This window comes from Erwinia sp. 1181_3, assembly GCF_052824965.1.
Genome location: NZ_VTDE01000002.1, coordinates 709193 through 730693, shown reverse-complemented (window position 1 = coordinate 730693; position 21501 = coordinate 709193). Strand labels below are relative to the sequence as shown.

Here is a 21501-nt window from a genome sequence, read left to right as displayed (position 1 = left end):
CTGACGTACCGGGAGCCTGCGGGTTCCCGGTGTTTTACCAGGTCATCTTTGTAAGGTGTTTTCGGCAGAGTGAAGTTGCCGGAAACCCTTTGCAAAGGTTCCCTTACGGGCCGGTCGCTCGTATCGAAGAACCGTACCACGGTAAGCCGTTAACGCGGCGCGGGACTTGCAAAGGTTCCATTAACCAACCACGGCGAAAAAAAAAGCACAAATATGCTTAAGGGATCACAATGCAGAACAGCGCGATGAAACCCTGGCTGGACTCCTCCTGGCTGGCCGGCGCGAACCAGTCCTACATAGAGCAGCTCTATGAGGACTTTTTAACCGATCCTGACTCTGTCGATGTGGCCTGGAAGTCTCTTTTCCAGCAGCTTCCTGGAACTGGGGTTAGACCTGAGCAATTTCACTCCACCACCCGCGAGTATTTCCGCCGTCTGGCGAAAGATGCTTCGCGCTATACCGCCTCCGTCAGCGATCCTGAAACCAATGCTAAACAGGTTAAGGTACTGCAACTGATCAACGCCTTCCGTTTCCGCGGACATCAGCAAGCAAACCTCGACCCGTTAGGCCTGTGGAAGCAGGAAGCTGTACCGGATCTCGACCCAGCCTACCATGGTCTGAGCGAAGCCGATTTCCAGGAAAGTTTCAATGTCGGTTCCTTTGCCATTGGTAAAGAGACACTGAAGCTGGCGGATCTGTTTGCGGCGCTGCAGCAAACCTATTGCGGTTCGATCGGTGCGGAATATATGCACATGACCAACACCGAAGAAAAACGCTGGATCCAACAGCGTCTGGAATCGGTGGTGGGGCAGGCATCTTACTCTGTTGAAGAGAAAAAGGGCTTCCTCAAGCAGCTGACTGCAGCAGAAGGTCTGGAGCGCTATCTGGGCGCGAAATTCCCGGGTGCTAAACGCTTCTCACTGGAAGGCGGTGACGCGCTGGTGCCGATGCTGAATGAGATGATTCGTCATGCCGGTAAGAGCGGTACGCGCGAAGTGGTGCTGGGTATGGCACACCGCGGCCGTCTGAACGTGCTGATCAACGTGCTGGGCAAAAAGCCACAGGACCTGTTCGACGAATTCTCTGGTAAGCATAAAGAGCATCTTGGCACGGGTGACGTGAAGTACCATATGGGCTTCTCATCGGATGTGGAAACTGAAGGCGGCATGGTTCACCTGGCGCTGGCGTTTAACCCATCACATCTCGAGATTGTCAGCCCGGTGGTCATGGGATCTGTCCGCGCCCGTCTTGACCGTCTTGATGAACCTGCCAGCAACAAAGTCTTACCTATCACTATTCACGGTGATGCTGCCGTTATCGGGCAGGGCGTGGTGCAGGAAACCCTGAACATGTCGCAGGCCCGGGGTTACGAAGTGGGCGGTACAGTACGTATCGTGATCAACAACCAGATTGGTTTCACCACCTCAAACCCTAAAGATGCACGTTCAACTCAGTACTGTACCGATATTGGTAAAATGGTGCTGGCCCCGATCTTCCACGTCAACGCGGATGACCCGGAAGCGGTTGCCTTTGTCACCCGTCTGGCGTTGGATTTCCGTAACACCTTTAAACGCGACGTGTTTATTGATCTGGTCTGTTATCGCCGTCATGGTCATAACGAAGCTGATGAGCCAAGCGCCACGCAGCCTGTGATGTACCAGAAAATCAAGAAACACCCGACGCCGCGTAAACTCTATGCTGACAAGTTGGAAGCCGAAAAGGTCGCCAGCCTGGAAGATGCCACGGAAATGGTCAACCTGTACCGTGATGCACTGGATGCAGGTGAGTGCGTGGTACCGGAATGGCGCCCAATGAGCCTCCACTCTTTCACCTGGTCGCCGTATCTGAACCATGACTGGGATGAAGGCTACCCGGAATCTATCGAACTGAAGCGTTTGCAGGCACTGGCGAAACGCATCAGCACGGTACCGGAATCTGTCGAAATGCAGTCCCGTGTGGCGAAGATTTACAACGATCGCGCTGAAATGGCGGCCGGAAATAAGCCGTTCGACTGGGGCGCAGCAGAAAACCTCGCGTACGCCACGCTGGTGGATGAAGGCATTCCATGCCGTCTTTCCGGCGAGGATATGGGGCGCGGTACGTTCTTCCATCGTCATGCGGTTATCCATAACCAGGCGAATGGGTCGACCTACACTCCGTTACAGCATGTGCATAACGGGCAGGGCATCTTCAAAGTATGGGACTCCGTGCTGTCAGAAGAAGCCGTGCTGGCGTTTGAATATGGCTACGCCACCGCAGAACCGCGGACCCTGACCATCTGGGAAGCACAGTTCGGTGACTTCGCTAACGGGGCGCAGGTCGTGATTGACCAGTTCATCAGCTCCGGCGAGCAGAAGTGGGGCCGTATGTGTGGCCTGGTGATGCTTCTGCCACATGGCTATGAAGGTCAGGGCCCTGAGCACTCCTCTGCGCGCCTGGAGCGTTACCTGCAACTTTGTGCAGAGCAGAACATGCAGGTTTGCGTGCCGTCTACACCTGCGCAGGTTTACCACATGCTGCGTCGTCAGGCGCTGCGCGGTATGCGCCGTCCGCTGGTGGTGATGTCACCGAAGTCATTGTTACGTCATCCGCAGGCGGTATCTTCACTGGAAGAGTTGGCCAGCGGTGCGTTCCTGCCTGCCATTGGTGAAATCGACGATCTCGACCCTAAAGGCGTCAAACGTGTCGTGCTGTGTTCCGGTAAGGTGTATTACGACCTGCTGGATAAACGTCGTAAGAATGAGCAAGCCGACGTTGCTATCGTGCGTATTGAGCAGCTTTATCCGTTCCCGCACAAAGCGGTGCAGGATGTGTTGCAGCAGTATTCTCATGTGCATGATTTTGTCTGGTGTCAGGAAGAACCACTGAACCAGGGTGCCTGGTATTGCAGCCAGCATCACTTCCGCGAAGTCGTGCCGTTTGGGGCTTCATTACGTTATGCCGGTCGCCCTGCATCTGCATCTCCGGCAGTTGGCTATATGTCCGTTCACCAGCAGCAGCAGCAAGATCTGGTTAATGACGCGCTGAACGTTGAATAATTAAGGAAATAGAATGAGTAGCGTAGATATCGTTGTTCCTGACCTGCCTGAATCCGTGGCAGATGCCACCGTGGCAACCTGGCACAAAAAACCGGGCGACAGCGTCAAACGTGACGAAGTGCTGGTAGAAATTGAAACAGACAAAGTGATTCTGGAAGTGCCTGCCTCGGCGGATGGCGTACTGGAAGCTATCCTCGAAGATGAAGGCGCCACCGTGGTGTCTCGTCAGGCGCTGGGTCGCTTGAAAGAAGGTAATAGCGGCGGCAAAGAAACCTCTGCCAAAGCCGAAGCCAAAGAGGCGACCCCTGCGCAGCGCGCAACGGCCTCACTTGAAGAAGAGAGCAACGATGCGCTCAGCCCGGCGATTCGCCGTCTGATTGCCGAGCACAGCCTTGACGCTGCCGCAATAAAAGGCAGCGGCGTGGGTGGTCGTATCACCCGTGAAGATGTGGAAAAACATCTGGCAAATGCTCCGGCGAAAGCTGCTGAAGCGAAAGCGGCACCTGCTGCTACCGCACCGGCTGCTTCTCTGGGCAACCGCAGCGAGAAGCGTGTGCCAATGACGCGCCTGCGCAAGCGTGTGGCTGAACGCCTGCTGGAAGCGAAAAACAGCACGGCAATGCTGACCACGTTCAACGAAGTCAACATGCAGCCCATCATGGCACTGCGTAAGCAGTATGGTGATGCCTTCGAAAAACGTCACGGTGTGCGTCTGGGCTTTATGTCCTTCTACATTAAAGCCGTTGTTGAAGCCTTGAAACGCTACCCGGAAGTGAATGCGTCCATCGATGGTGAAGAAGTGGTGTATCACAACTACTTCGACGTCAGCATTGCGGTTTCCACACCGCGCGGCCTGGTGACTCCGGTGCTGAAAGATGTTGATGCTTTGAGCATGGCTGACATTGAGAAGAAAATTAAAGAGCTGGCAGTGAAAGGACGCGACGGTAAGTTGACTGTTGACGAACTGACTGGCGGTAACTTCACCATTACTAACGGTGGTGTTTTCGGTTCCCTGATGTCTACCCCGATTATCAACCCGCCGCAGAGCGCGATCCTGGGTATGCATGCCATTAAAGATCGCCCAATGGCGGTGAATGGCCAGGTCGTTATCCAGCCAATGATGTATCTGGCACTCTCTTACGATCACCGTCTGATCGATGGCCGCGAATCAGTGGGCTATCTGGTGGCGATCAAAGAGCTGCTGGAAGATCCGGCGCGTCTGCTGCTGGATGTCTAAACCCCTGGGGTACGGCAGTATATTGTCGTACCCAACCCTATGTGTAGCCGCTTCTGGCGGCTAAGTCTTTTCAGACCTGAATGGATAGAACATCATGAACTTACACGAATATCAGGCAAAACAGTTGTTTGCACGGTATGGTTTACCGGCACCAACCGGTTATGCCTGCACCACGCCACGCGAAGCAGAAGAAGCCGCCTCTAAGATTGGTGCCGGCCCGTGGGTAGTGAAATGTCAGGTTCATGCCGGTGGCCGCGGTAAAGCGGGCGGTGTGAAAGTGGTTAACAGTAAAGAAGAGATCCGCGCTTTCGCTGAAAACTGGCTGGGTAAACGTCTGGTGACCTACCAGACTGACGCACATGGCCAGCCGGTTAACCAGATTCTGGTGGAATCCGCGACCGATATCGACCAGGAACTGTACCTGGGCGCAGTCGTTGACCGTGGCACCCGTCGCGTGGTGTTTATGGCGTCAACCGAAGGCGGCGTGGAAATTGAGAAAGTGGCGGAAGAAACCCCGCACCTGATTCACAAAATGGCGCTGGATCCCCTCACCGGGCCACAGCCTTACCAGGGTCGTGAGCTGGCGTTTAAACTAGGTCTGACTGGTAAGCAGGTTGGTCAGTTCACCAAGATCTTTATGGGTCTGGCAACGCTGTTCCTGGAGCGTGATCTGGCGCTGGTTGAGATCAACCCGTTAGTGATCACCAAGCAGGGCGACCTGGTTTGCCTGGACGGCAAGCTGACGGCTGACGGCAATGCTTTGTTCCGCCAGCCAGAGCTGCGCGAAATGCGCGACCCAAGCCAGGAAGACTCCCGCGAAGCACATGCAGCGCAGTGGGAACTGAACTACGTGGCGCTGGAAGGTAACATCGGTTGTATGGTCAACGGTGCGGGTCTGGCGATGGGTACGATGGACATCGTGAAACTGAGCGGTGGCCAGCCTGCTAACTTCCTTGATGTTGGCGGCGGTGCGACCAAAGAGCGCGTGACCGAAGCCTTTAAAATAATCCTGTCAGATGACGCGGTGAAAGCGGTCTTTGTTAACATCTTCGGCGGTATCGTTCGCTGCGACCTGATTGCTGACGGCATTATCGGTGCGGTGGAAGAAGTGGGTGTAAACGTGCCGGTGGTGGTGCGTCTGGAAGGGAACAATGCCGAGCTGGGTGCCAAAAAACTGGCAGACAGCGGCCTGAATATTATTGCAGCAACCAGCCTGAGCGATGCGGCGCACCGTGTTGTTGCCGCAGCGGAGGGTAAATAATGTCTATTCTGATTGATAAAAACACCAAAGTTATCTGCCAGGGCTTCACCGGTGGTCAGGGGACTTTCCACTCCGAACAGGCGCTAGCCTATGGTACTCAGCTGGTCGGCGGTGTAACGCCAGGTAAAGGCGGCACTGAGCATCTGGGTCTGCCGGTATTTAACACCGTGCGCGAAGCGGTAGAAGCAACAGGTGCGACAGCATCCGTGATTTACGTACCGGCTCCGTTCTGCAAAGACGGTATCCTGGAAGCGATTGAAGCGGGCATTAAGCTGATCATCACCATCACTGAAGGCATCCCAACGCTGGATATGCTGACCGTGAAAGTGAAGCTGGATGAAGCCGGTGTGCGTATGATCGGTCCAAACTGCCCGGGTGTTATTACCCCGGGAGCCTGTAAGATCGGCATCATGCCTGGCCATATTCACCAGCCAGGCCGCATTGGCATCGTGTCCCGTTCCGGTACGCTGACCTATGAAGCCGTGAAGCAGACGACAGATATTGGTTATGGCCAGTCTACCTGCGTCGGTATCGGTGGTGACCCGATCCCAGGCTCTAACTTCATCGATATCCTGAAGCTGTTCCAGGATGACCCACAGACCGAAGCCATCGTCATGATTGGTGAAATCGGCGGTAGCGCAGAAGAAGAAGCTGCTGCGTTTATCAAAGAGTACGTGACTAAACCGGTAGTGGGTTACATCGCCGGTGTGACGGCGCCTAAGGGCAAACGTATGGGGCACGCAGGGGCTATCATCGCAGGCGGTAAAGGCACAGCAGACGAGAAGTTTGCAGCGCTGGAAGCAGCAGGCGTGAAAACCGTGCGTAGCCTGGCTGATATCGGCGAGGCCGTAAAAGCGGTACTGCCACAGTAATACGCTTGTTTACTGCAATACAGGCCACCTGAGGGTGGCCTTTTTTATGGTTGTCTGCCACACTTTTTACTGTTAGTGATTAACGTTAAATTATTATTAAAGCTCTCAGATGTAATTTAACGTTAAATTGCCACTCCATTGTTTTTATATTTTAACCTTCCCCCTGTAATCGCATACAAACCTTTAACAAACAAACCTTGCTACCACAATATATGAGATCTCAATCTTAATTTAGATCAAGAAAAGCAGACTTATTTATTGGGTATATTACTGGAGTCTTTGTGCGTTTTTGGTTTAAATTGCGCTACATCAAATTCAGGTTGTTTCCGCTATCTCATTAAAAGTTGATACAGCCTGCTAAAAATAATACTGTCGTCACAAAACCACTTTAAACCTGTGTGTATAAAGGCGTATTATGGAAGCCGGGATGTCTTTCTGGATCTTCTAAGGTTGTTACTAACCCTTTTAGCCCTATGGCTGGGATGATTCCCTGTGTCAGGAGACACTTTACGGGATTACGTTTTCTTTTTTATTTATTGGGATGTCTCCAGGTAATTCTGAGTAATTTACTCGGGTATTCTTCTGTCGGAACCCACTTGCGGAGCAAGGAGTCAGAATGTTTGATATTGTCGAACTGTCGCGATTACAGTTTGCTTTGACTGCTATGTACCATTTTCTGTTTGTGCCTCTAACGCTAGGTATGGCGTTTTTACTGGCCATTATGGAAACGGTATATGTGTTGTCGGGTAAACAAATCTACAAAGATATGACCAAGTTTTGGGGCAAGTTATTTGGTATTAACTTTGCCCTGGGTGTTGCAACCGGGCTTACGATGGAGTTTCAGTTCGGCACTAACTGGTCTTATTACTCGCACTATGTGGGTGATATCTTCGGTGCCCCGCTGGCCATTGAAGGCCTGATGGCATTCTTCCTTGAGTCGACATTTGTCGGGCTGTTCTTCTTCGGCTGGGATCGCCTGGGCAAAGTACAGCACATGGCCGTGACCTGGCTGGTGGCTCTCGGTTCCAACCTCTCCGCATTGTGGATTCTGGTGGCAAACGGCTGGATGCAGAATCCAGTGGCCTCTGAGTTTAACTTCGAAACGATGCGTATGGAGATGGTCAGCTTCTCCGAACTGGTATTAAACCCGGTAGCACAGGTGAAATTCGTGCACACCGTGGCAGCCGGTTATACCTGTGGTGCGATGTTTATTCTGGGTATCAGTGCTTACTACTTGCTGCGCGGCCGTGATATCGCTTTTGCCAAACGTTCATTCGCGATTGCTGCCAGCTTTGGTATGGCCGCTATCCTGTCTGTTATCGTACTGGGTGATGAATCGGGCTATGAAATTGGTGATGTGCAGAAAACCAAGCTTGCCGCGATAGAAGCCGAGTGGGAAACGCAGCCAGCGCCGGCCGCCTTTACACTGTTCGGTATCCCCGATCAGGAAGCACAGAAGAATAACTATGCTATTCAGATCCCCTGGGCGCTCGGCCTGATCGCGACCCGTTCCGTCGACAAACAGGTCACCGGTTTGAAAGAGTTGATGGAGCAGCATGAAGTGCGCATCCGTAACGGGATGAAGGCTTACCAGCTGTTGCAGGAACTACGTACCGGCAACCAGGACCCAGCCGTGCGTACTGCATTCAATGCGGCCAAACAGGATCTGGGCTATGGCTTGCTGTTAAAACGCTATACAGCGAACGTTGCGGATGCCAGCGAAGCTCAGATCCAGCAGGCAACGAAAGATTCGATTCCCAGCGTTGCTCCACTCTACTTCTCCTTCCGCATCATGGTGGCCTGTGGCGTGTTGATGTTACTGATTATCGGGCTGTCATTCTGGACCGTTATTCGTAATCGCATTGGTAAATGCCCACTCCTGCTGAAATGCGCGCTGTACGGCATTCCGCTGCCGTGGATTGCGATTGAATCTGGCTGGTTTGTTGCGGAATATGGCCGTCAACCCTGGGCGATTGGTGAAGTGCTGCCCACCGCTGTAGCGAACTCATCACTGACTGTAGGCGATCTACTGTTCTCGATGGGGCTGATTTGTGGTCTGTATACGCTGTTCCTGGTGGCTGAAATGTACCTGATGTTCAAGTTTGCCCGCCTGGGTCCTAGCAGCCTGAAAACCGGACGCTATCACTATGAGCAGTCCAGCATCGCCTCGCAGCCGGCACGCTAAGACAGGAGTCCATACATGTTAACTTATGAAGAATTGCGCTTTCTCTGGTGGTTGCTGATTGGTATTTTGCTGATCGGTTTTGCAGTCGCTGACGGTTTTGATATGGGCGTTGGCATGCTGACCCGCATCCTGGGGCGTTCTGATACTGAACGCCGTATTATGATCAACAGTATCGCCCCACACTGGGACGGTAACCAGGTCTGGTTGATCACGGCTGGTGGTGCATTGTTTGCTGCCTGGCCGATGGTTTATGCCGCTGCGTTTTCCGGTTTTTATGTGGCGATGATCCTGGTGCTGGCCTCATTATTCTTCCGTCCGGTCGGGTTTGACTACCGCTCCAAGATTGAAGATATGCGCTGGCGCGGGATGTGGGACTGGGGGATTTTCATCGGCAGCTTTGTCCCGCCGCTGGTCATTGGTGTCGCCTTTGGTAACCTCTTACAAGGTGTACCTTTCCACATCGACAACGATTTGCGCCTGTTCTATACCGGCAACTTCTTCCAACTGCTGAATCCGTTTGGTCTGCTGGCGGGGATTGTCAGTCTGACGATGATCCTGACCCAGGGTGCAACGTATTTGCAGATGCGCACCGTCGGTGAATTGCATCTGCGTACCCGTAAAGCCGCGCAGATTTCTGCTGCCGTGATGATGGTCTGCTTCGCGCTGGCGGGTGTCTGGGTGGTGTACGGCATTGATGGTTATGTGGTGACCTCGGCACTCGATCATAACGGTGCGTCTAATCCACTGGTGAAAGAAGTCAGCCGTCAGGCGGGTGCCTGGATGGTGAACTTCAATAATGCGCCGATTCTCTGGGCCATTCCGGTGCTGGGCGTGGTACTGCCGTTACTGACTATCCTCTTCTCGCGTATTGAGAAAGGGGCCTGGGCGTTCCTGTTCTCTTCACTGACGCTGGCCTGTGTCATTCTGACGGCCGGTATTGCGATGTTCCCGTTCGTTATGCCATCCAGTACCGTACCGAATGTGAGCCTGACCATGTGGGATGCTACGTCGACGGTATTGACACTCAACGTCATGACCGTGGTAGCGGCTATCTTTGTGCCAATTATCCTGGCTTACACAACCTGGTGTTACTACAAAATGTTCGGCCGTGTGACCAAAGAACAGATTGAAAATAACAGTAATTCTCTCTACTAAAGAAGGAGCGACATCATGTGGTATTTTGCCTGGATTCTTGGCACGCTGCTGGCCTGTGCCTTCGGTATCATTACCGCTCTGGCGCTGGAACAAGCTGAAGCGTCAGCCGCGAGTAAAGAGGAACTGTGATGGGGGAGGGCATCGCTCGTCTCTATCAACTGATGGACAAGGGCCCGCTGAGGGCGCTTTCCCTGGTGGCCGCGTTACTGCTGGCGGGGTGTATGTTCTGGAACCCATCGCGCTTTGCCGCGAACAGCAGTGAGCTGGCTATCTGGCAGGGGCTGTTGCTGATGTGGGCGGTCTGCACGGGCGTAATTCACGGTGTGGGGTTCCGCCCGCATCGTCTACGCTGGCGCGGATTTTTCTCTCCACTTCCTGCCTTGTTAGTTGCCATGAGTGGCGTTGTTTTTTTCTTCCTCTGATCGTGCAGAGGGACAGATTCATCTGTCCCTCTGTTTTCCTCTTTGTCCCTCGCCATAATAAATGTCGCTGAAGCTATTTTTAGCTGCGTTTATGTCAATATTTGTCTAACAAATGTCCTGAAATTAGTGAAGTTGTTACGCAGGGATAATTATTTTCGTCAGCCTCTGGCAACCCATTCCCAACAGGTTAGCTCTTGCGTATAGTAGCAACGTTTTCCTGTACCAACGTTAGCATTACCGGGATGTAGAGTGAGTACAACGCTGTTTCGATGGCCGGTGCGTGTCTATTACGAAGATACCGATGCCGGTGGTGTGGTTTACCACGCCAGCTATGTCGCTTTTTATGAACGGGCACGGACTGAAATGCTGCGCCAGCGCCATTTCAATCAACAGGTTCTGCTGGAACAGCAGGTGGCCTTTGTCGTGCGTCGTATCACGGTTGATTACCTTGCAGCTGCACGCCTCGACGATATGCTCGATGTGCAAAGCGAGGTTATTGGCATGACCAGAACGACCATGACATTCGCACAACGCATCGTTAATGCAGAAGGCCGTGTGCTCAATGAAGCAGAGGTCCTGATCGCCTGCATCAATCCACATCTAATGAAGCCGATAGCGCTTCCCAAGTCTATTGTCGCGGAGTTCAAGCAGTGACTGACATGAACATTCTTGATTTGTTCCTGAAGGCGAGCCTTCTGGTCAAACTTATCATGTTGATATTGATCGGATTTTCTATCGCCTCCTGGGCTGTAATCATTCAGCGTACCCGTATTTTGAATGCGGCCACGCGTGATGCAGATGCCTTCGAAGATAAGTTTTGGTCCGGTATCGAACTGTCTCGTCTCTATCAGGAAAGCCAGGCCCGTCGCGATGAGCTGGGCGGTTCTGAGCAGATTTTCTATGCGGGTTTTAAAGAGTTTGCCCGTCTGCATCGTGCTAACAACCATGCGCCGGAAGCGGTCGTGGAGGGGGCGACGCGTGCCATGCGTATTTCCATGAACCGTGAACTGGAAGCGCTGGAAAACCATATACCTTTCCTGGGTACCGTAGGTTCCATCAGCCCTTATATTGGTCTGTTTGGTACGGTATGGGGGATTATGCATGCCTTCATCGCGCTGGGCGCGGTGAAACAGGCCACCTTACAGATGGTGGCACCGGGTATTGCTGAAGCACTGATTGCAACTGCAATTGGTCTGTTTGCGGCCATCCCTGCGGTCATGGCTTACAACCGCCTGACGCAGCGTGTGAACAAACTTGAGCAGAACTACGACAACTTTATGGAAGAGTTCACGGCTATCCTGCATCGTCAGGCGTTCTCTAGCGACGTAAGCAAGTAAGTCGGAGGTTAGCATGGCCAGAAGGCGTGGTCGCGGTCGCCGCGACGTCAAGTCCGAGATCAATATTGTTCCGTTGCTGGACGTGCTGCTGGTGCTGTTGCTGATTTTCATGGCAACGGCGCCGATCATCACTCAAAGCGTGGAAGTTGATCTCCCGGACGCTACAGATTCTAAAACCGTCTCCAGCGATGATAATCCTCCTGTGATTGTTGAAGTCGCGGGTGTCGGGCAGTACAGCCTGGTGGTCGATCACGATCGGATGGAGCAGTTGCCAGCGGAACAAGTGGTGGCCGAAGCGCAGCGCCGCATTACGGCTAACCCGAAAACGGTGTTCCTGATTGGCGGGGCCAAAGAGGTTCCTTACGAGGAAATCATCAAGGCGCTGAACTTGCTGCATCAGGCAGGCGTGAAGTCTGTCGGATTAATGACGCAGCCGATTTAATTCATTCGAACCGTTTTTGGGAACCGAGAGTGTCGAAGGCAACCGAGCAAGACGAAAAGTTAAAACGAGCGATAACAATATCAGTCATCTTCCACATTATTCTGGTGGCCGTGCTGGTATGGAGTTCGTTTGACGAAAACATCGACGCCAGCGGCGGTGGTGGCGGTAGCGATATTGATGCAGTCATGGTCGATCCTGGCGCGGTGGTAGAACAGTACAATCGTCAGCAAAATCAGCAGAGCGACAGCAAGCGTGCCGAGCAACAACGTCAGAAGCAGGCTAAACAGCAGGCGGAAGAGTTGCAGCAGAAACAGGCCGCAGAACAGCAAAGGCTGAAACAGATCGAGAAAGAACGTCTGCAGGCGCAGGAAGATGCCAAACAGCAGGCGGCAGAACAGGCCGCCGAGCAGAAGCAAGCCGCGGATGCGGCGAAGCAGGCACAGCAGGAGCAGAAACAGGCTGAAGCCGCCGCGGCAAAAGCCAAAGCCGATGCGAAAGCCCAGGCGGATGCCCAGGCGAAGTCTGCTGCTGATGCACAGAAAAAAGCTGCAGAAGAAGCGAAAAAAGCGGCTGCTGATGCGAAGAAAGAAGCCGAAGCAGAAGCGAAACAGGCCGCTGCGGAAGCCGCTAAAGTGAAAGCGGCAGCGGATGCAAAAGCCAAAGCGACTGCTGAGGCAAAAGCGGCGGCGGATGCGAAGGCTGCTGCTCAGGAAGCCAAAGCACAGGCGGCGGCTGAGGCGAAAGAAAAAGCAGCGGAAGAAGCCAAAGAGAAAGCGGCGACTGCTGCCAAAGAAAAAGCGGAAGCGGCTGCAAAAGCGAAAGCTGATGCCGCAGCGAAAGCCAAATCCGATGCCGCAGCCAAGAAGAAAGCAGCAGCTGAAGCCGCGAAAGAGTCGGGTGATGTCGGTGACTTACTGGGTGACCTGACCTCAGGTAAAAATGCGCCGAAGTCGGGTAACGCTGCTGGCGGCGGTGGTGCTGCGGGGCAGGGTACGCAGAAAAAATCGGGTGCATCCGGTGCTGCTATCGACAGTTACCTCGGACAGGTTAAAGGCGCGATTCAAAGTAAATTGTATAATGCGGATACTTTCGCCGGGCAAACCTGCGATATCCGCATCAAACTGGCTCCGGACGGGCTGCTGATTTCAGCGACGACGGCCGGTGGTGATGCTGCGCTCTGTCAGGCCGCGTTAAGTGCTGCTCGTACTGCTAAAATTCCAAAACCGCCTACCCAGGATGTCTGGCAGGCGGTGAAAGAAGCGACAGTCGAGTTTAAACTGTAAGAATTCGGTCATCAGCGGCATGTTGAACTATGTTTTGCATGCCGTACTCTTAGGTTTCTTGATACAAGGCTAATTATCGTGGGTGCTATGCCCGGATAAGGGAGAAAGAATGAAGCAGGCATTTCGTGTAGCGCTGAGTTTTTTAATGCTGTTTGTCGCGGTCGCGCATGCAGAAGTTCGCATTGAAATTACTCAGGGTGTGAATTCCGCACGTCCTATCGGCGTTGTGCCGTTTAAATGGGATGGTCCAGGTGCCGCACCGGAAGATATTGGTGGCATTGTTGCTGCCGACTTGCGTAACAGCGGTAAATTCAATCCAATCGATCGTTCACGTTTACCACAGCAGCCAACCTCTGCTGCCGAAGTGCAGCCCGCTGCATGGAGCGCGCTGGGCATTGATGCCGTCGTGGTAGGCCAGGTTCAGCCAGGTGCTGACGGCAGCTATACAGTTTCCTACCAGTTGGTCGATACCTCGGCTAACCCTGGCGCTGTGCTGGCGCAGAATCAGTTCAAAGTGACAAAACAGTGGTTACGTTATGCGGCGCATACAGCCAGTGATGAAAGCTTTGAAAAACTGACCAGCATCAAAGGGGCATTCCGTACCCGTATTGCTTACGTAGTGCAGACCAACGGCGGTCAATTCCCGTATGAACTGCGCGTATCTGATTACGATGGTTACAACCAGTTTGTTGTGCATCGTTCACCAGAACCACTGATGTCACCAGCCTGGTCTCCAGATGGTAGCAAAGTGGCTTACGTGACCTTTGAAAGCGGTAAGTCTGCACTGGTTATCCAGACGCTGGCGAATGGCGCGATCAGGCAGGTTGCTTCGTTCCCACGTCACAACGGTGCGCCAGCCTTCTCTCCAGATGGCAGCAAACTGGCGTTTGCGTTATCAAAAACGGGTAGCCTGAATCTGTATGTGATGGACATTGGTTCTGGTCAGATTCGTCAGATCACTGATGGTCGTTATAACAGCACCGAACCAACCTGGTTCCCGGACAGCCAGAGTCTGGCTTACACCTCCGATCAGGCAGGTCGTCCACAAATTTATAAAATCAGCGCAAGCGGCGGTACAGCTCAACGTATTACCTGGGAAGGTTCTCAGAACCAGGACTCAGACGTCAGCTCTGATGGCAAATCAATGGTGATGGTCAGCACCAATGGCGGTGCTCAACACATCGCCCGACAAGATCTGGTAACGGGAGCCGTTCAACAATTAACGGACACGTTCCTGGATGAGACGCCAAGTCTCGCACCTAACGGCACAATGGTAATCTATAGCTCTACTCAGGGTATGGGTTCCGTATTGCAGTTGGTTTCGACGGATGGGCGTTTCAAAGCGCGTCTTCCGGCAACTGATGGACAGGTCAAATTTCCTGCCTGGTCGCCGTATCTGTGATGCATGTGTAAATATGTATGGCAAACTATAATAGGAATTAAATAATGCAACTGAACAAAGTGCTGAAAGGCTTAATGCTGGCACTGCCAGTAATCGCAGTGGCTGCATGTAGCTCTCATAAGAACAACAACAACGACCAGACTAACGGTCTTGGTGACGGTTCTAACAGCGGCATGAACAGCGGTAACATGTCTTCTGACGAGCAGGCACGTCTGCAGATGCAAGAACTGCAGAAAAACAACATCGTATACTTCGGTCTGGACAAGTATGACATCGCTTCTGACTTCGCTCAGATGCTGGATGCGCACGCTAACTTCCTGCGTAGCAACCCATCATACAAAGTGACCGTAGAAGGTCATGCGGATGAGCGCGGTACACCTGAATACAACATCGCCCTGGGCGAACGTCGTGCTTCAGCTGTTAAAATGTACCTGCAGGGTAAAGGCGTTTCTGCTGACCAGATCTCTATCGTTTCTTACGGTAAAGAAAAACCTGCAGTACTGGGTCACGACGAATCAGCTTATGCTAAAAACCGTCGTGCAGTACTGGTTTACTAAGAGAATCACATGATTAGTAGCTTCAGAACTCACCTGTTGAGTCTGTCGTTACTGGTTGGCGTAGCGGCCCCCTGGGCCGCTAATGCCCAGGCAACAATCAGTAACGTTGGCTCCGGCTCGGTTGAAGACCGTGTCACTACACTTGAGCGTATTTCTAATGCTCAGGCGCAACTCCTCCAGCAACTTCAGCAGCAACTTTCCGAAACTCAAAATGATATTGACTCACTACGTGGTCAAATTCAGGAAAACAGCTATCAGCTGAATCAGGTTGTGGAGCGTCAGAAAGGACTTTACCAGCAGATTGACAGTCTCAGCAGCGGTGGTGCAAACGCCGGTGCAGCGGCCGCGTCAGGTGCGGGTGCGGCAGCCGCCGATACGTCCTCTGACGGCAGCAATGCAGCGGCAGCAGCTCCTGCTGCCGCTGCTGCCCCGACCCAAAGTGGGGATGCGAATACCGATTACAATGCGGCAGTGGCGCTGGTACTGGAGAAAAAACAGTACGATCAGGCTATCGCAGCATTTCAGTCCTTTGTGAAGAAATACCCGGATTCGACTTTTCAGCCTAACGCGAACTATTGGCTTGGTCAGTTGAATTACAACAAAGGCAAAAAAGACGATGCCGCGTTTTATTTCGCGACTGTTGTCAAAAATTACCCAAAATCACCGAAGAGTGCAGATGCGCTGCTGAAGGTGGGGGTGATCATGCAGGAAAAAGGCGACAAGGCGAAAGCCAAAGCGGTCTATCAGCAGGTGGTCAAACTGTACCCTAACAGTGAAGCCGCAAAACAGGCACAAAAGCGCTCAGCGGCACTCTGATTGGCGTGATTGAGCTCATTTTAGCCTGAAATATGGTCTTACCGCGTGAAAGCTAAGCAGTTGAACAACTTATCCTGAAATAGTGGTTGCGCTGGAAATTCAAATCAGTAATATATGCCGCCGTTGCCGGGGGATATGTTAAGAGACGCCAGCAGCACAAAAGTGGGTCGTTAGCTCAGTTGGTAGAGCAGTTGACTTTTAATCAATTGGTCGCAGGTTCGAATCCTGCACGACCCACCACTATTAAGTTTTAAACGGTGTAAACCGTGAAGGATGAGAACCGTAAAAGGTTCGAGTCGAGCGAAAGCGAGACAACGTTGCTTCAGCAACGGCCCGTAGGGCGAAGTCATCCTGCACCACCCACCAGTATTAAGTTTTAAAACGGTGTAAACCGTGCTTTGAAGTTTCGATATGGGTGATTAGCTCAGTTGGTAGAGCATCTCCTTTACACGGAGGGGGTCGGCGGTTCGAGCCCGTCATCACCCACCATATCGGGTCGTTAGCTCAGTTGGTAGAGCAGTTGACTTTTAATCAATTGGTCGCAGGTTCGAATCCTGCACGACCCACCACTTCAAAGTAGTCAGCGGTGTAAACCGTGGAGGATGAGAACCGTAAAGGTTCGAGTCGAGCGAAAGCGAGACAACGTTGCTTCAGCAACGGCCCGAAGGGCGAAGTCATCCTGCACGACCCACCACTTCAAAGTAGTAAGAGATAGCATAGTACAGATATACCGCATTGCGGGTCGTTAGCTCAGTTGGTAGAGCAGTTGACTTTTAATCAATTGGTCGCAGGTTCGAATCCTGCACGACCCACCATCTCTTAAGAGATAAACATGCGTAGCAGTTCTGATATGGGTGATTAGCTCAGTTGGTAGAGCATCTCCTTTACACGGAGGGGGTCGGCGGTTCGAGCCCGTCATCACCCACCATATCGGGTCGTTAGCTCAGTTGGTAGAGCAGTTGACTTTTAATCAATTGGTCGCAGGTTCGAATCCTGCACGACCCACCAATTCAGAAAAAAGCGCCTAACAGGCGCTTTTTTCGTTTCTGTGCGGTGAAGCTTAACGTGCAGGATGAGAACCTGCAGCAGGTTCGACAAAATTGCACTGCAATTTTGTGCTGATGCGCCAGCATCACCCGCAGGGCGAGCATCAATATGATGCGAGGCATATCCTGCACGACCCACCAATGTAAGAAGGCGCCCTAAAGGCGCCTTTTTGCTGTCTGCGATTCGTGTAGGGTGAGAACCTGCAGCAGGTTCGAGTCGAACGCAGTGAGACAGCGTTGCCAAAGGCAACGACCCGGAGGGCGAGGCGAAGCCGAGTCATCCTGCACGACCCACCAGTGTAAGAAGGCGCCCTAAAGGCGCCTTTTTGCTGTCTGCGATTTGAGTGTCCGGTCGCCCCGTTCCTTTATACCAATTTTCCACTGTGCCAGATATGCATCACCGCATAGCTGCGCCACGGACGCCACGCCTGTGAACACTCCTCCGCCTGTTTAACGCTAAGACCACCGAGATTATTGCGTACCACAATATCTCCCGCCGGAAACGCGTCAGGCCAGCGTAATGCGCGCATAGCGAGGTATTTCGCCGTCCAGTCACCAATGCCAGGCAAGGCTAACAGTTGTGCAATCGTATCGTCAGGATTGCTGACGATATCCAGTTGCAGTTTCTCCAGAGCACACTGTTCCGCCAACGCCAGGATACAGCGGGTGCGGGCACTGACAATCCCCAGGCGGGCAATCTCATCCACACTGCATTGCGCCACCCGGGCTGGCAGGGGAGAAAGATGTGTCAGTTCGGCAAAGGGCGTGGCGATCTCTTCTCCCAGTGTGGTGGCGAAGCGTCCACCCAATGTGGCAGCGGCTTTCACTGTGATCTGCTGGCCGAGAATCGCACGCACGGCCATCTCAAAACCGTCGAACGCACCGGGAACCCGTAATCCGGGATGCGCCAGCACCGAGGCGTGCAACAACGGGTCCTGTCCCAGGTGCTCTGCAATCAGGTCAGGGCGGGCATTCAGGTCAAACAGATTTCTCAGTCGGCGCAGCAGCACAGGCAAAACGGCATTCAGTGAATGTGTGAACTCAACCTGCAGCATATTTTTCTCTGCCTGCTGCGTCACTCTTATCCATCCATAATGCGGCCCCAGACGCACGGTACGGGCATAACTGACATCATCTACACTCTCTACGCCCAGCAGCGCACGACGGCGCAGGAAGGCCAGCATCGCCTCCCAGTCATAAGGAGGGCGATAGCTGAGCTGCAATGTTGACGTGTCGTTGCTGTCGATGCCTCCTTCTCTGATCTTCATGTTCTTACGCAAATGCGAAGGGGGCATACGATACTGGCTGCTGAACGCAGCGTTAAAACGACGCAGGCTGGAAAACCCACTGGCAAACGCAATTTGCGTGACGGGCAAATGGGTTTCGCTCAATAACTGTTTAGCCAGCAGCAATCGCCGGGTTTGGCGTAACTCCTGTGGCGAAACGCCCAGCTCTTTATGAACAATGCGGCGAAGTTGACGCAGACTGAGATGAAAACTGGCAGCAATCTCTTCCAGGCTGTCGACCTGCTCAATCATCCCTTCATCAATACGCTGCATCAACCGTTCGGCAATACGCTGACTGTGATCGACAGGCGCATGGCCGGGAGCCAGCTCGGGTCTGCAACGGAGGCAGGGCCGAAAGGTGGCTTTTTCTGCCGCTTCAGCGCTGTCGAAAAACAGGCAGTTCTCCGCACGTGGTGCCTTCACCGGGCAAACGGGACGACAATAAATGCCGGTTGAGGTCACACCCACGTAGAATATGCCGTCAAAACGCGCATCGCGTGAGGTGAGGGCGCGGTAAGCTGAGACTGGGTCAATCATCGTTATGTCCTGTCGCACAGAATTCACTTCAGATTAGGTGTTTAGCGCATCCAGTACTCGCCGTTTGCGGACACAACATTATTCTGTACTGATGTCCGAAAACGGCCAGTGATATGCCATCCCCAGGGCATAATAGCGCGTACCCCAGACAGAGAAGGAGAGGGAAGATGGCTTTCTACTATAAAATGATGCAATCCCCGGTTGGTGAGTTGAAACTGGTGGCAAGCGAACAGGGTCTCGCCGCTATTCTGTGGGAAAATGATGATCCCAAACGTGTGCGCTTCAGGCCACAGCTGGAAGACACCCACAACGCAACCTTGCTCGAAGCCGAACGGCAGCTGCGCGAATATTTTGCCGGCCATCGCCAGCAGTTCAGCTTGCCGCTGGATTTCATCGGCACGACGTTCCAGAAGCAGGTCTGGGCGGCGTTGATCACCATCCCCTTTGGTGAAACGCGCAGCTACGGGGAAATCGCCCACCAGATCGGCAACCCCAACTCTGTTCGTGCAGTGGGCGCAGCCAATGGAAAAAATCCACTCTCAATTATTGCCCCTTGCCACCGGGTGATTGGCGCCAATGGTAAACTGACCGGATTTGCCGGTGGCCTGGCAGCCAAAGCCTTTTTACTGCGTCTGGAAGGGGGGCAGTTGTGGGCGGAGGAGTCTCTTTGATGATCGGCATCACATCCTGAGGCAAAAGTTAGAAATCCGGCGACATAGGTTCATTTTTCAGCTATCGTGTTTAGCATATAAAACAAACCAGCCGTAGAGTTGGCACCAGATGGGCCTTCTACGTTAATTCGGTTAAGTTGAAGAAACGAGAGTTGCCTTATGAGCCTGATGTTTGATCCCGAAGCCGCTGTTTACCCCTTCCCGCCAAAACCGGCACGTTTATCTGTTGATGAAAAACAGTTCTACCGTGAAAAAATCAAACGCCTGCTGAAAGAGCGTGATGCGGTCATGGTCGCTCATTATTACACCGATCCGGAAATTCAGGCCCTGGCAGAAGAGACCGGTGGCTGCGTCTCTGATTCTCTTGAAATGGCGCGCTTTGGCAGCCAGCACTCTGCTTCCACCCTGCTGGTTGCTGGAGTGCGTTTTATGGGCGAAACGGCCAAGATCCTCAGCCCGGAAAAAACCATTCTGATGCCAACCCTTCAGGCCGAGTGTTCACTCGATCTCGGCTGCCCGATCGAGGAATTCAGCCAATTCTGTGATGCCCATCCTGATCGCACCGTGGTGGTGTATGCCAATACCTCTGCGGCGGTAAAAGCCCGTGCTGACTGGGTGGTCACCTCCAGTATCGCCGTGGAATTGATTGAGCATCTCGACAGTCTGGGAGAGAAAATCATCTGGGCGCCCGATCGCCATCTTGGACAGTATGTCACGCGAAAAAGTGGCGCAGATGTCATTTGCTGGCAGGCGGCCTGTATCGTTCATGACGAGTTTAAAACGCAAGCACTGCAGCGCATGAAGATGCTCTACCCGGAGGCGGCGGTGCTGGTCCATCCTGAATCCCCGCAGGCGATCGTCGATCTGGCCGATGCCGTTGGTTCTACCAGTCAGCTGATCCATGCTGCGCAGACGATGCCGCATAAGCAAATGATCGTCGCCACCGACCGCGGTATTTTTTATAAAATGCAGCAGGCGTGTCCGGACAAAGAATTGCTGGAAGCGCCGACGGCCGGCGAAGGTGCCACCTGTCGTAGTTGCGCTCACTGCCCGTGGATGGCGATGAACGGCCTGAAAGCGATTGCTGATGGTCTGGAGCAGGGGGGGAGTGAACATGAAATTTTTGTTGATGATGCGCTGCGTGAAGCTGCATTGATCCCGCTGAATCGTATGCTAACCTTTGCCGCAGACCTTAAATTAAAAATTAAGGGCAACGCATAATCGATAAAATTGAAGGAATTTCAATATGGATTTTTTTAGTACCTCGAATATTCTGGTTCACATTCCTCTGGGTCAGGGCGGGTACGACCTGTCATGGATCGAGGCGATCGGTACCATTGCGGGCCTGCTGTGTATCTGGCTTGCCAGCCTTGAAAAGATCGCTAACTATGCGTTTGGCCTGATAAACGTCACCCTGTTTGCGGTGATCTTCTTCCAGATCCAGCTGTATGCCAGCCTGCTGCTGCAACTGTTCTTCTTTGTTGCCAATATTTACGGATGGTACGCCTGGAGCCGGCAAACCAGTGATAATCAGCAGGCGCTGAAAATACGCTGGCTGCCGCTGCCTAAACTGCTCGGCTGGGGCGCGGCAATTGTCGTGGCGATTGCCCTGATGACGCGCTATATCGATCCGGTGTTTGCTTTCCTGACGCACACCGCCGTATCGCTGATGCAGGGGCTGGGCATGAACGTGGTGATGCCGCAGCTACAGCCGGATGCGTTCCCCTTCTGGGACTCCTGCATGATGGTGCTGTCGATTGTGGCGATGGTATTGATGACACGTAAATATGTCGAAAACTGGCTGCTGTGGGTGATTATCAACGTGATCAGCGTGATGATTTTCGCCCGCCAGGGGGTTTATGCGATGGCGCTGGAATATGCCGTGCTGACATTAATCGCCCTCAACGGTTCGTGGCTGTGGGTGAAAAGCGCCCGTCAACGCTGATGCCTGGCT

At 53.1% G+C, this 21501-nt stretch carries 19 protein-coding genes, 6 tRNA genes and 4 other RNA genes; 28 read left to right on the top strand and 1 reads right to left on the bottom strand.

Annotation, left to right across the window (positions count from 1 at the left end; translation table 11 throughout):
• The first annotated feature begins 230 nt into the window (after positions 1–230).
• The 25 genes from sucA (at position 231) to FY046_RS07670 (ending at position 17350) form a co-directional block, all read left to right on the top strand.
• On the top strand, positions 231–3038 hold the full coding sequence (gene sucA / locus FY046_RS07790) for a 2-oxoglutarate dehydrogenase E1 component (RefSeq protein ID WP_446185932.1): 2808 nt from the start codon (positions 231–233) through the stop codon (positions 3036–3038).
• 13 nt (positions 3039–3051) lie between these two features.
• Positions 3052–4275 (top strand): 2-oxoglutarate dehydrogenase complex dihydrolipoyllysine-residue succinyltransferase, encoded by a 1224-nt coding sequence (gene odhB / locus FY046_RS07785; RefSeq protein ID WP_133845506.1) that lies wholly within the window; start codon positions 3052–3054, stop codon positions 4273–4275.
• A gap of 94 nt (positions 4276–4369) precedes the next feature.
• Positions 4370–5536, top strand: a complete 1167-nt coding sequence (gene sucC, locus FY046_RS07780) for an ADP-forming succinate--CoA ligase subunit beta (protein WP_062748462.1) — start codon at positions 4370–4372, stop codon at positions 5534–5536.
• Positions 5536–6408 carry a succinate--CoA ligase subunit alpha gene (gene sucD, locus FY046_RS07775; RefSeq protein WP_062748464.1) on the top strand — a complete coding sequence of 291 codons (873 nt, stop codon included), beginning with the start codon at positions 5536–5538 and terminating at the stop codon, positions 6406–6408. Before sucC ends, sucD begins: the two co-directional genes overlap by 1 nt.
• A 616-nt stretch (positions 6409–7024) precedes the next feature.
• Positions 7025–8593: a cytochrome ubiquinol oxidase subunit I gene (gene cydA / locus FY046_RS07770; protein ID WP_133845504.1), complete on the top strand. Its 1569-nt coding sequence runs from the start codon at positions 7025–7027 to the stop codon at positions 8591–8593.
• Positions 8594–8608: 15 nt separating this feature from the next.
• Entirely contained in the window at positions 8609–9748 is a 1140-nt protein-coding gene (gene cydB, locus FY046_RS07765) for a cytochrome d ubiquinol oxidase subunit II (protein WP_133845502.1), read from the top strand.
• Positions 9749–9763: 15 nt separating this feature from the next.
• Positions 9764–9877, top strand: coding sequence for a cytochrome bd-I oxidase subunit CydX (gene cydX, locus FY046_RS07760; protein ID WP_133845500.1), 114 nt, complete (start codon positions 9764–9766; stop codon positions 9875–9877).
• The gene (gene ybgE / locus FY046_RS07755) at positions 9877–10170 is read left to right on the top strand and encodes a cyd operon protein YbgE (RefSeq protein WP_133845498.1); all 294 of its coding nucleotides are present in this window, start codon (positions 9877–9879) and stop codon (positions 10168–10170) included. Before cydX ends, ybgE begins: the two co-directional genes overlap by 1 nt.
• Before the next feature lie 249 nt (positions 10171–10419).
• Complete coding sequence (gene ybgC, locus FY046_RS07750) at positions 10420–10824, top strand: tol-pal system-associated acyl-CoA thioesterase (RefSeq protein ID WP_133845496.1); 405 nt, start codon at positions 10420–10422, stop codon at positions 10822–10824.
• 5 nt (positions 10825–10829) lie between these two features.
• Complete coding sequence (tolQ, locus tag FY046_RS07745; protein WP_171148735.1) at positions 10830–11507, top strand: Tol-Pal system protein TolQ; 678 nt, start codon at positions 10830–10832, stop codon at positions 11505–11507.
• A gap of 13 nt (positions 11508–11520) precedes the next feature.
• Entirely contained in the window at positions 11521–11949 is a 429-nt protein-coding gene (tolR, locus tag FY046_RS07740) for a colicin uptake protein TolR (protein WP_062748479.1), read from the top strand.
• 29 nt (positions 11950–11978) lie between these two features.
• Positions 11979–13232, top strand: coding sequence for a cell envelope integrity protein TolA (tolA, locus tag FY046_RS07735; RefSeq protein ID WP_167864136.1), 1254 nt, complete (start codon positions 11979–11981; stop codon positions 13230–13232).
• A 109-nt stretch (positions 13233–13341) separates the two neighbouring features.
• Positions 13342–14634: a Tol-Pal system beta propeller repeat protein TolB gene (gene tolB / locus FY046_RS07730; protein WP_159337429.1), complete on the top strand. Its 1293-nt coding sequence runs from the start codon at positions 13342–13344 to the stop codon at positions 14632–14634.
• Between the two features lie 44 nt (positions 14635–14678).
• Complete coding sequence (pal, locus tag FY046_RS07725; protein WP_133845490.1) at positions 14679–15191, top strand: peptidoglycan-associated lipoprotein Pal; 513 nt, start codon at positions 14679–14681, stop codon at positions 15189–15191.
• A 9-nt stretch (positions 15192–15200) separates the two neighbouring features.
• Entirely contained in the window at positions 15201–16007 is an 807-nt protein-coding gene (gene cpoB / locus FY046_RS07720) for a cell division protein CpoB (RefSeq protein WP_159337428.1), read from the top strand.
• A 164-nt stretch (positions 16008–16171) separates the two neighbouring features.
• A tRNA-Lys gene (locus FY046_RS07715) sits at positions 16172–16247 on the top strand.
• Between the two features lie 12 nt (positions 16248–16259).
• A non-coding RNA gene (locus tag FY046_RS07710) (RtT sRNA) lies at positions 16260–16373 on the top strand.
• A 47-nt stretch (positions 16374–16420) separates the two neighbouring features.
• A tRNA-Val gene (locus FY046_RS07705) sits at positions 16421–16496 on the top strand.
• A gap of 4 nt (positions 16497–16500) precedes the next feature.
• Positions 16501–16576: transfer RNA gene (locus tag FY046_RS07700), tRNA-Lys, on the top strand.
• Positions 16577–16588: 12 nt separating this feature from the next.
• Positions 16589–16701: non-coding RNA, RtT sRNA (locus tag FY046_RS07695), on the top strand.
• A gap of 45 nt (positions 16702–16746) precedes the next feature.
• Positions 16747–16822 (top strand) — tRNA-Lys (locus FY046_RS07690).
• Between the two features lie 37 nt (positions 16823–16859).
• Positions 16860–16935, top strand: a tRNA-Val gene (locus FY046_RS07685).
• Positions 16936–16939: 4 nt separating this feature from the next.
• Positions 16940–17015, top strand: a tRNA-Lys gene (locus FY046_RS07680).
• Between the two features lie 43 nt (positions 17016–17058).
• Positions 17059–17194, top strand: a non-coding RNA gene (locus FY046_RS07675) — RtT sRNA.
• A 31-nt stretch (positions 17195–17225) separates the two neighbouring features.
• Positions 17226–17350: non-coding RNA, RtT sRNA (locus FY046_RS07670), on the top strand.
• A gap of 68 nt (positions 17351–17418) precedes the next feature.
• Here the strand turns inward: FY046_RS07670 and FY046_RS07665 are convergent.
• Positions 17419–18876: an AlkA N-terminal domain-containing protein gene (locus tag FY046_RS07665; RefSeq protein WP_446185931.1), complete on the bottom strand. Its 1458-nt coding sequence runs from the start codon at positions 18874–18876 to the stop codon at positions 17419–17421.
• A 167-nt stretch (positions 18877–19043) separates the two neighbouring features.
• On the opposite strand from FY046_RS07665, the gene FY046_RS07660 reads away from it, so the two are divergent.
• From FY046_RS07660 to pnuC, 3 genes are all read left to right on the top strand, one after another.
• Entirely contained in the window at positions 19044–19547 is a 504-nt protein-coding gene (locus tag FY046_RS07660) for a methylated-DNA--[protein]-cysteine S-methyltransferase (protein ID WP_133841215.1), read from the top strand.
• A 159-nt stretch (positions 19548–19706) separates the two neighbouring features.
• A complete protein-coding gene (gene nadA, locus FY046_RS07655) occupies positions 19707–20768 on the top strand; it encodes a quinolinate synthase NadA (protein WP_171148731.1) in 1062 nt (353 codons plus the stop codon).
• A 25-nt stretch (positions 20769–20793) separates the two neighbouring features.
• Positions 20794–21492, top strand: coding sequence for a nicotinamide riboside transporter PnuC (gene pnuC, locus FY046_RS07650; protein WP_212813908.1), 699 nt, complete (start codon positions 20794–20796; stop codon positions 21490–21492).
• Positions 21493–21501 lie beyond the last annotated feature (9 nt).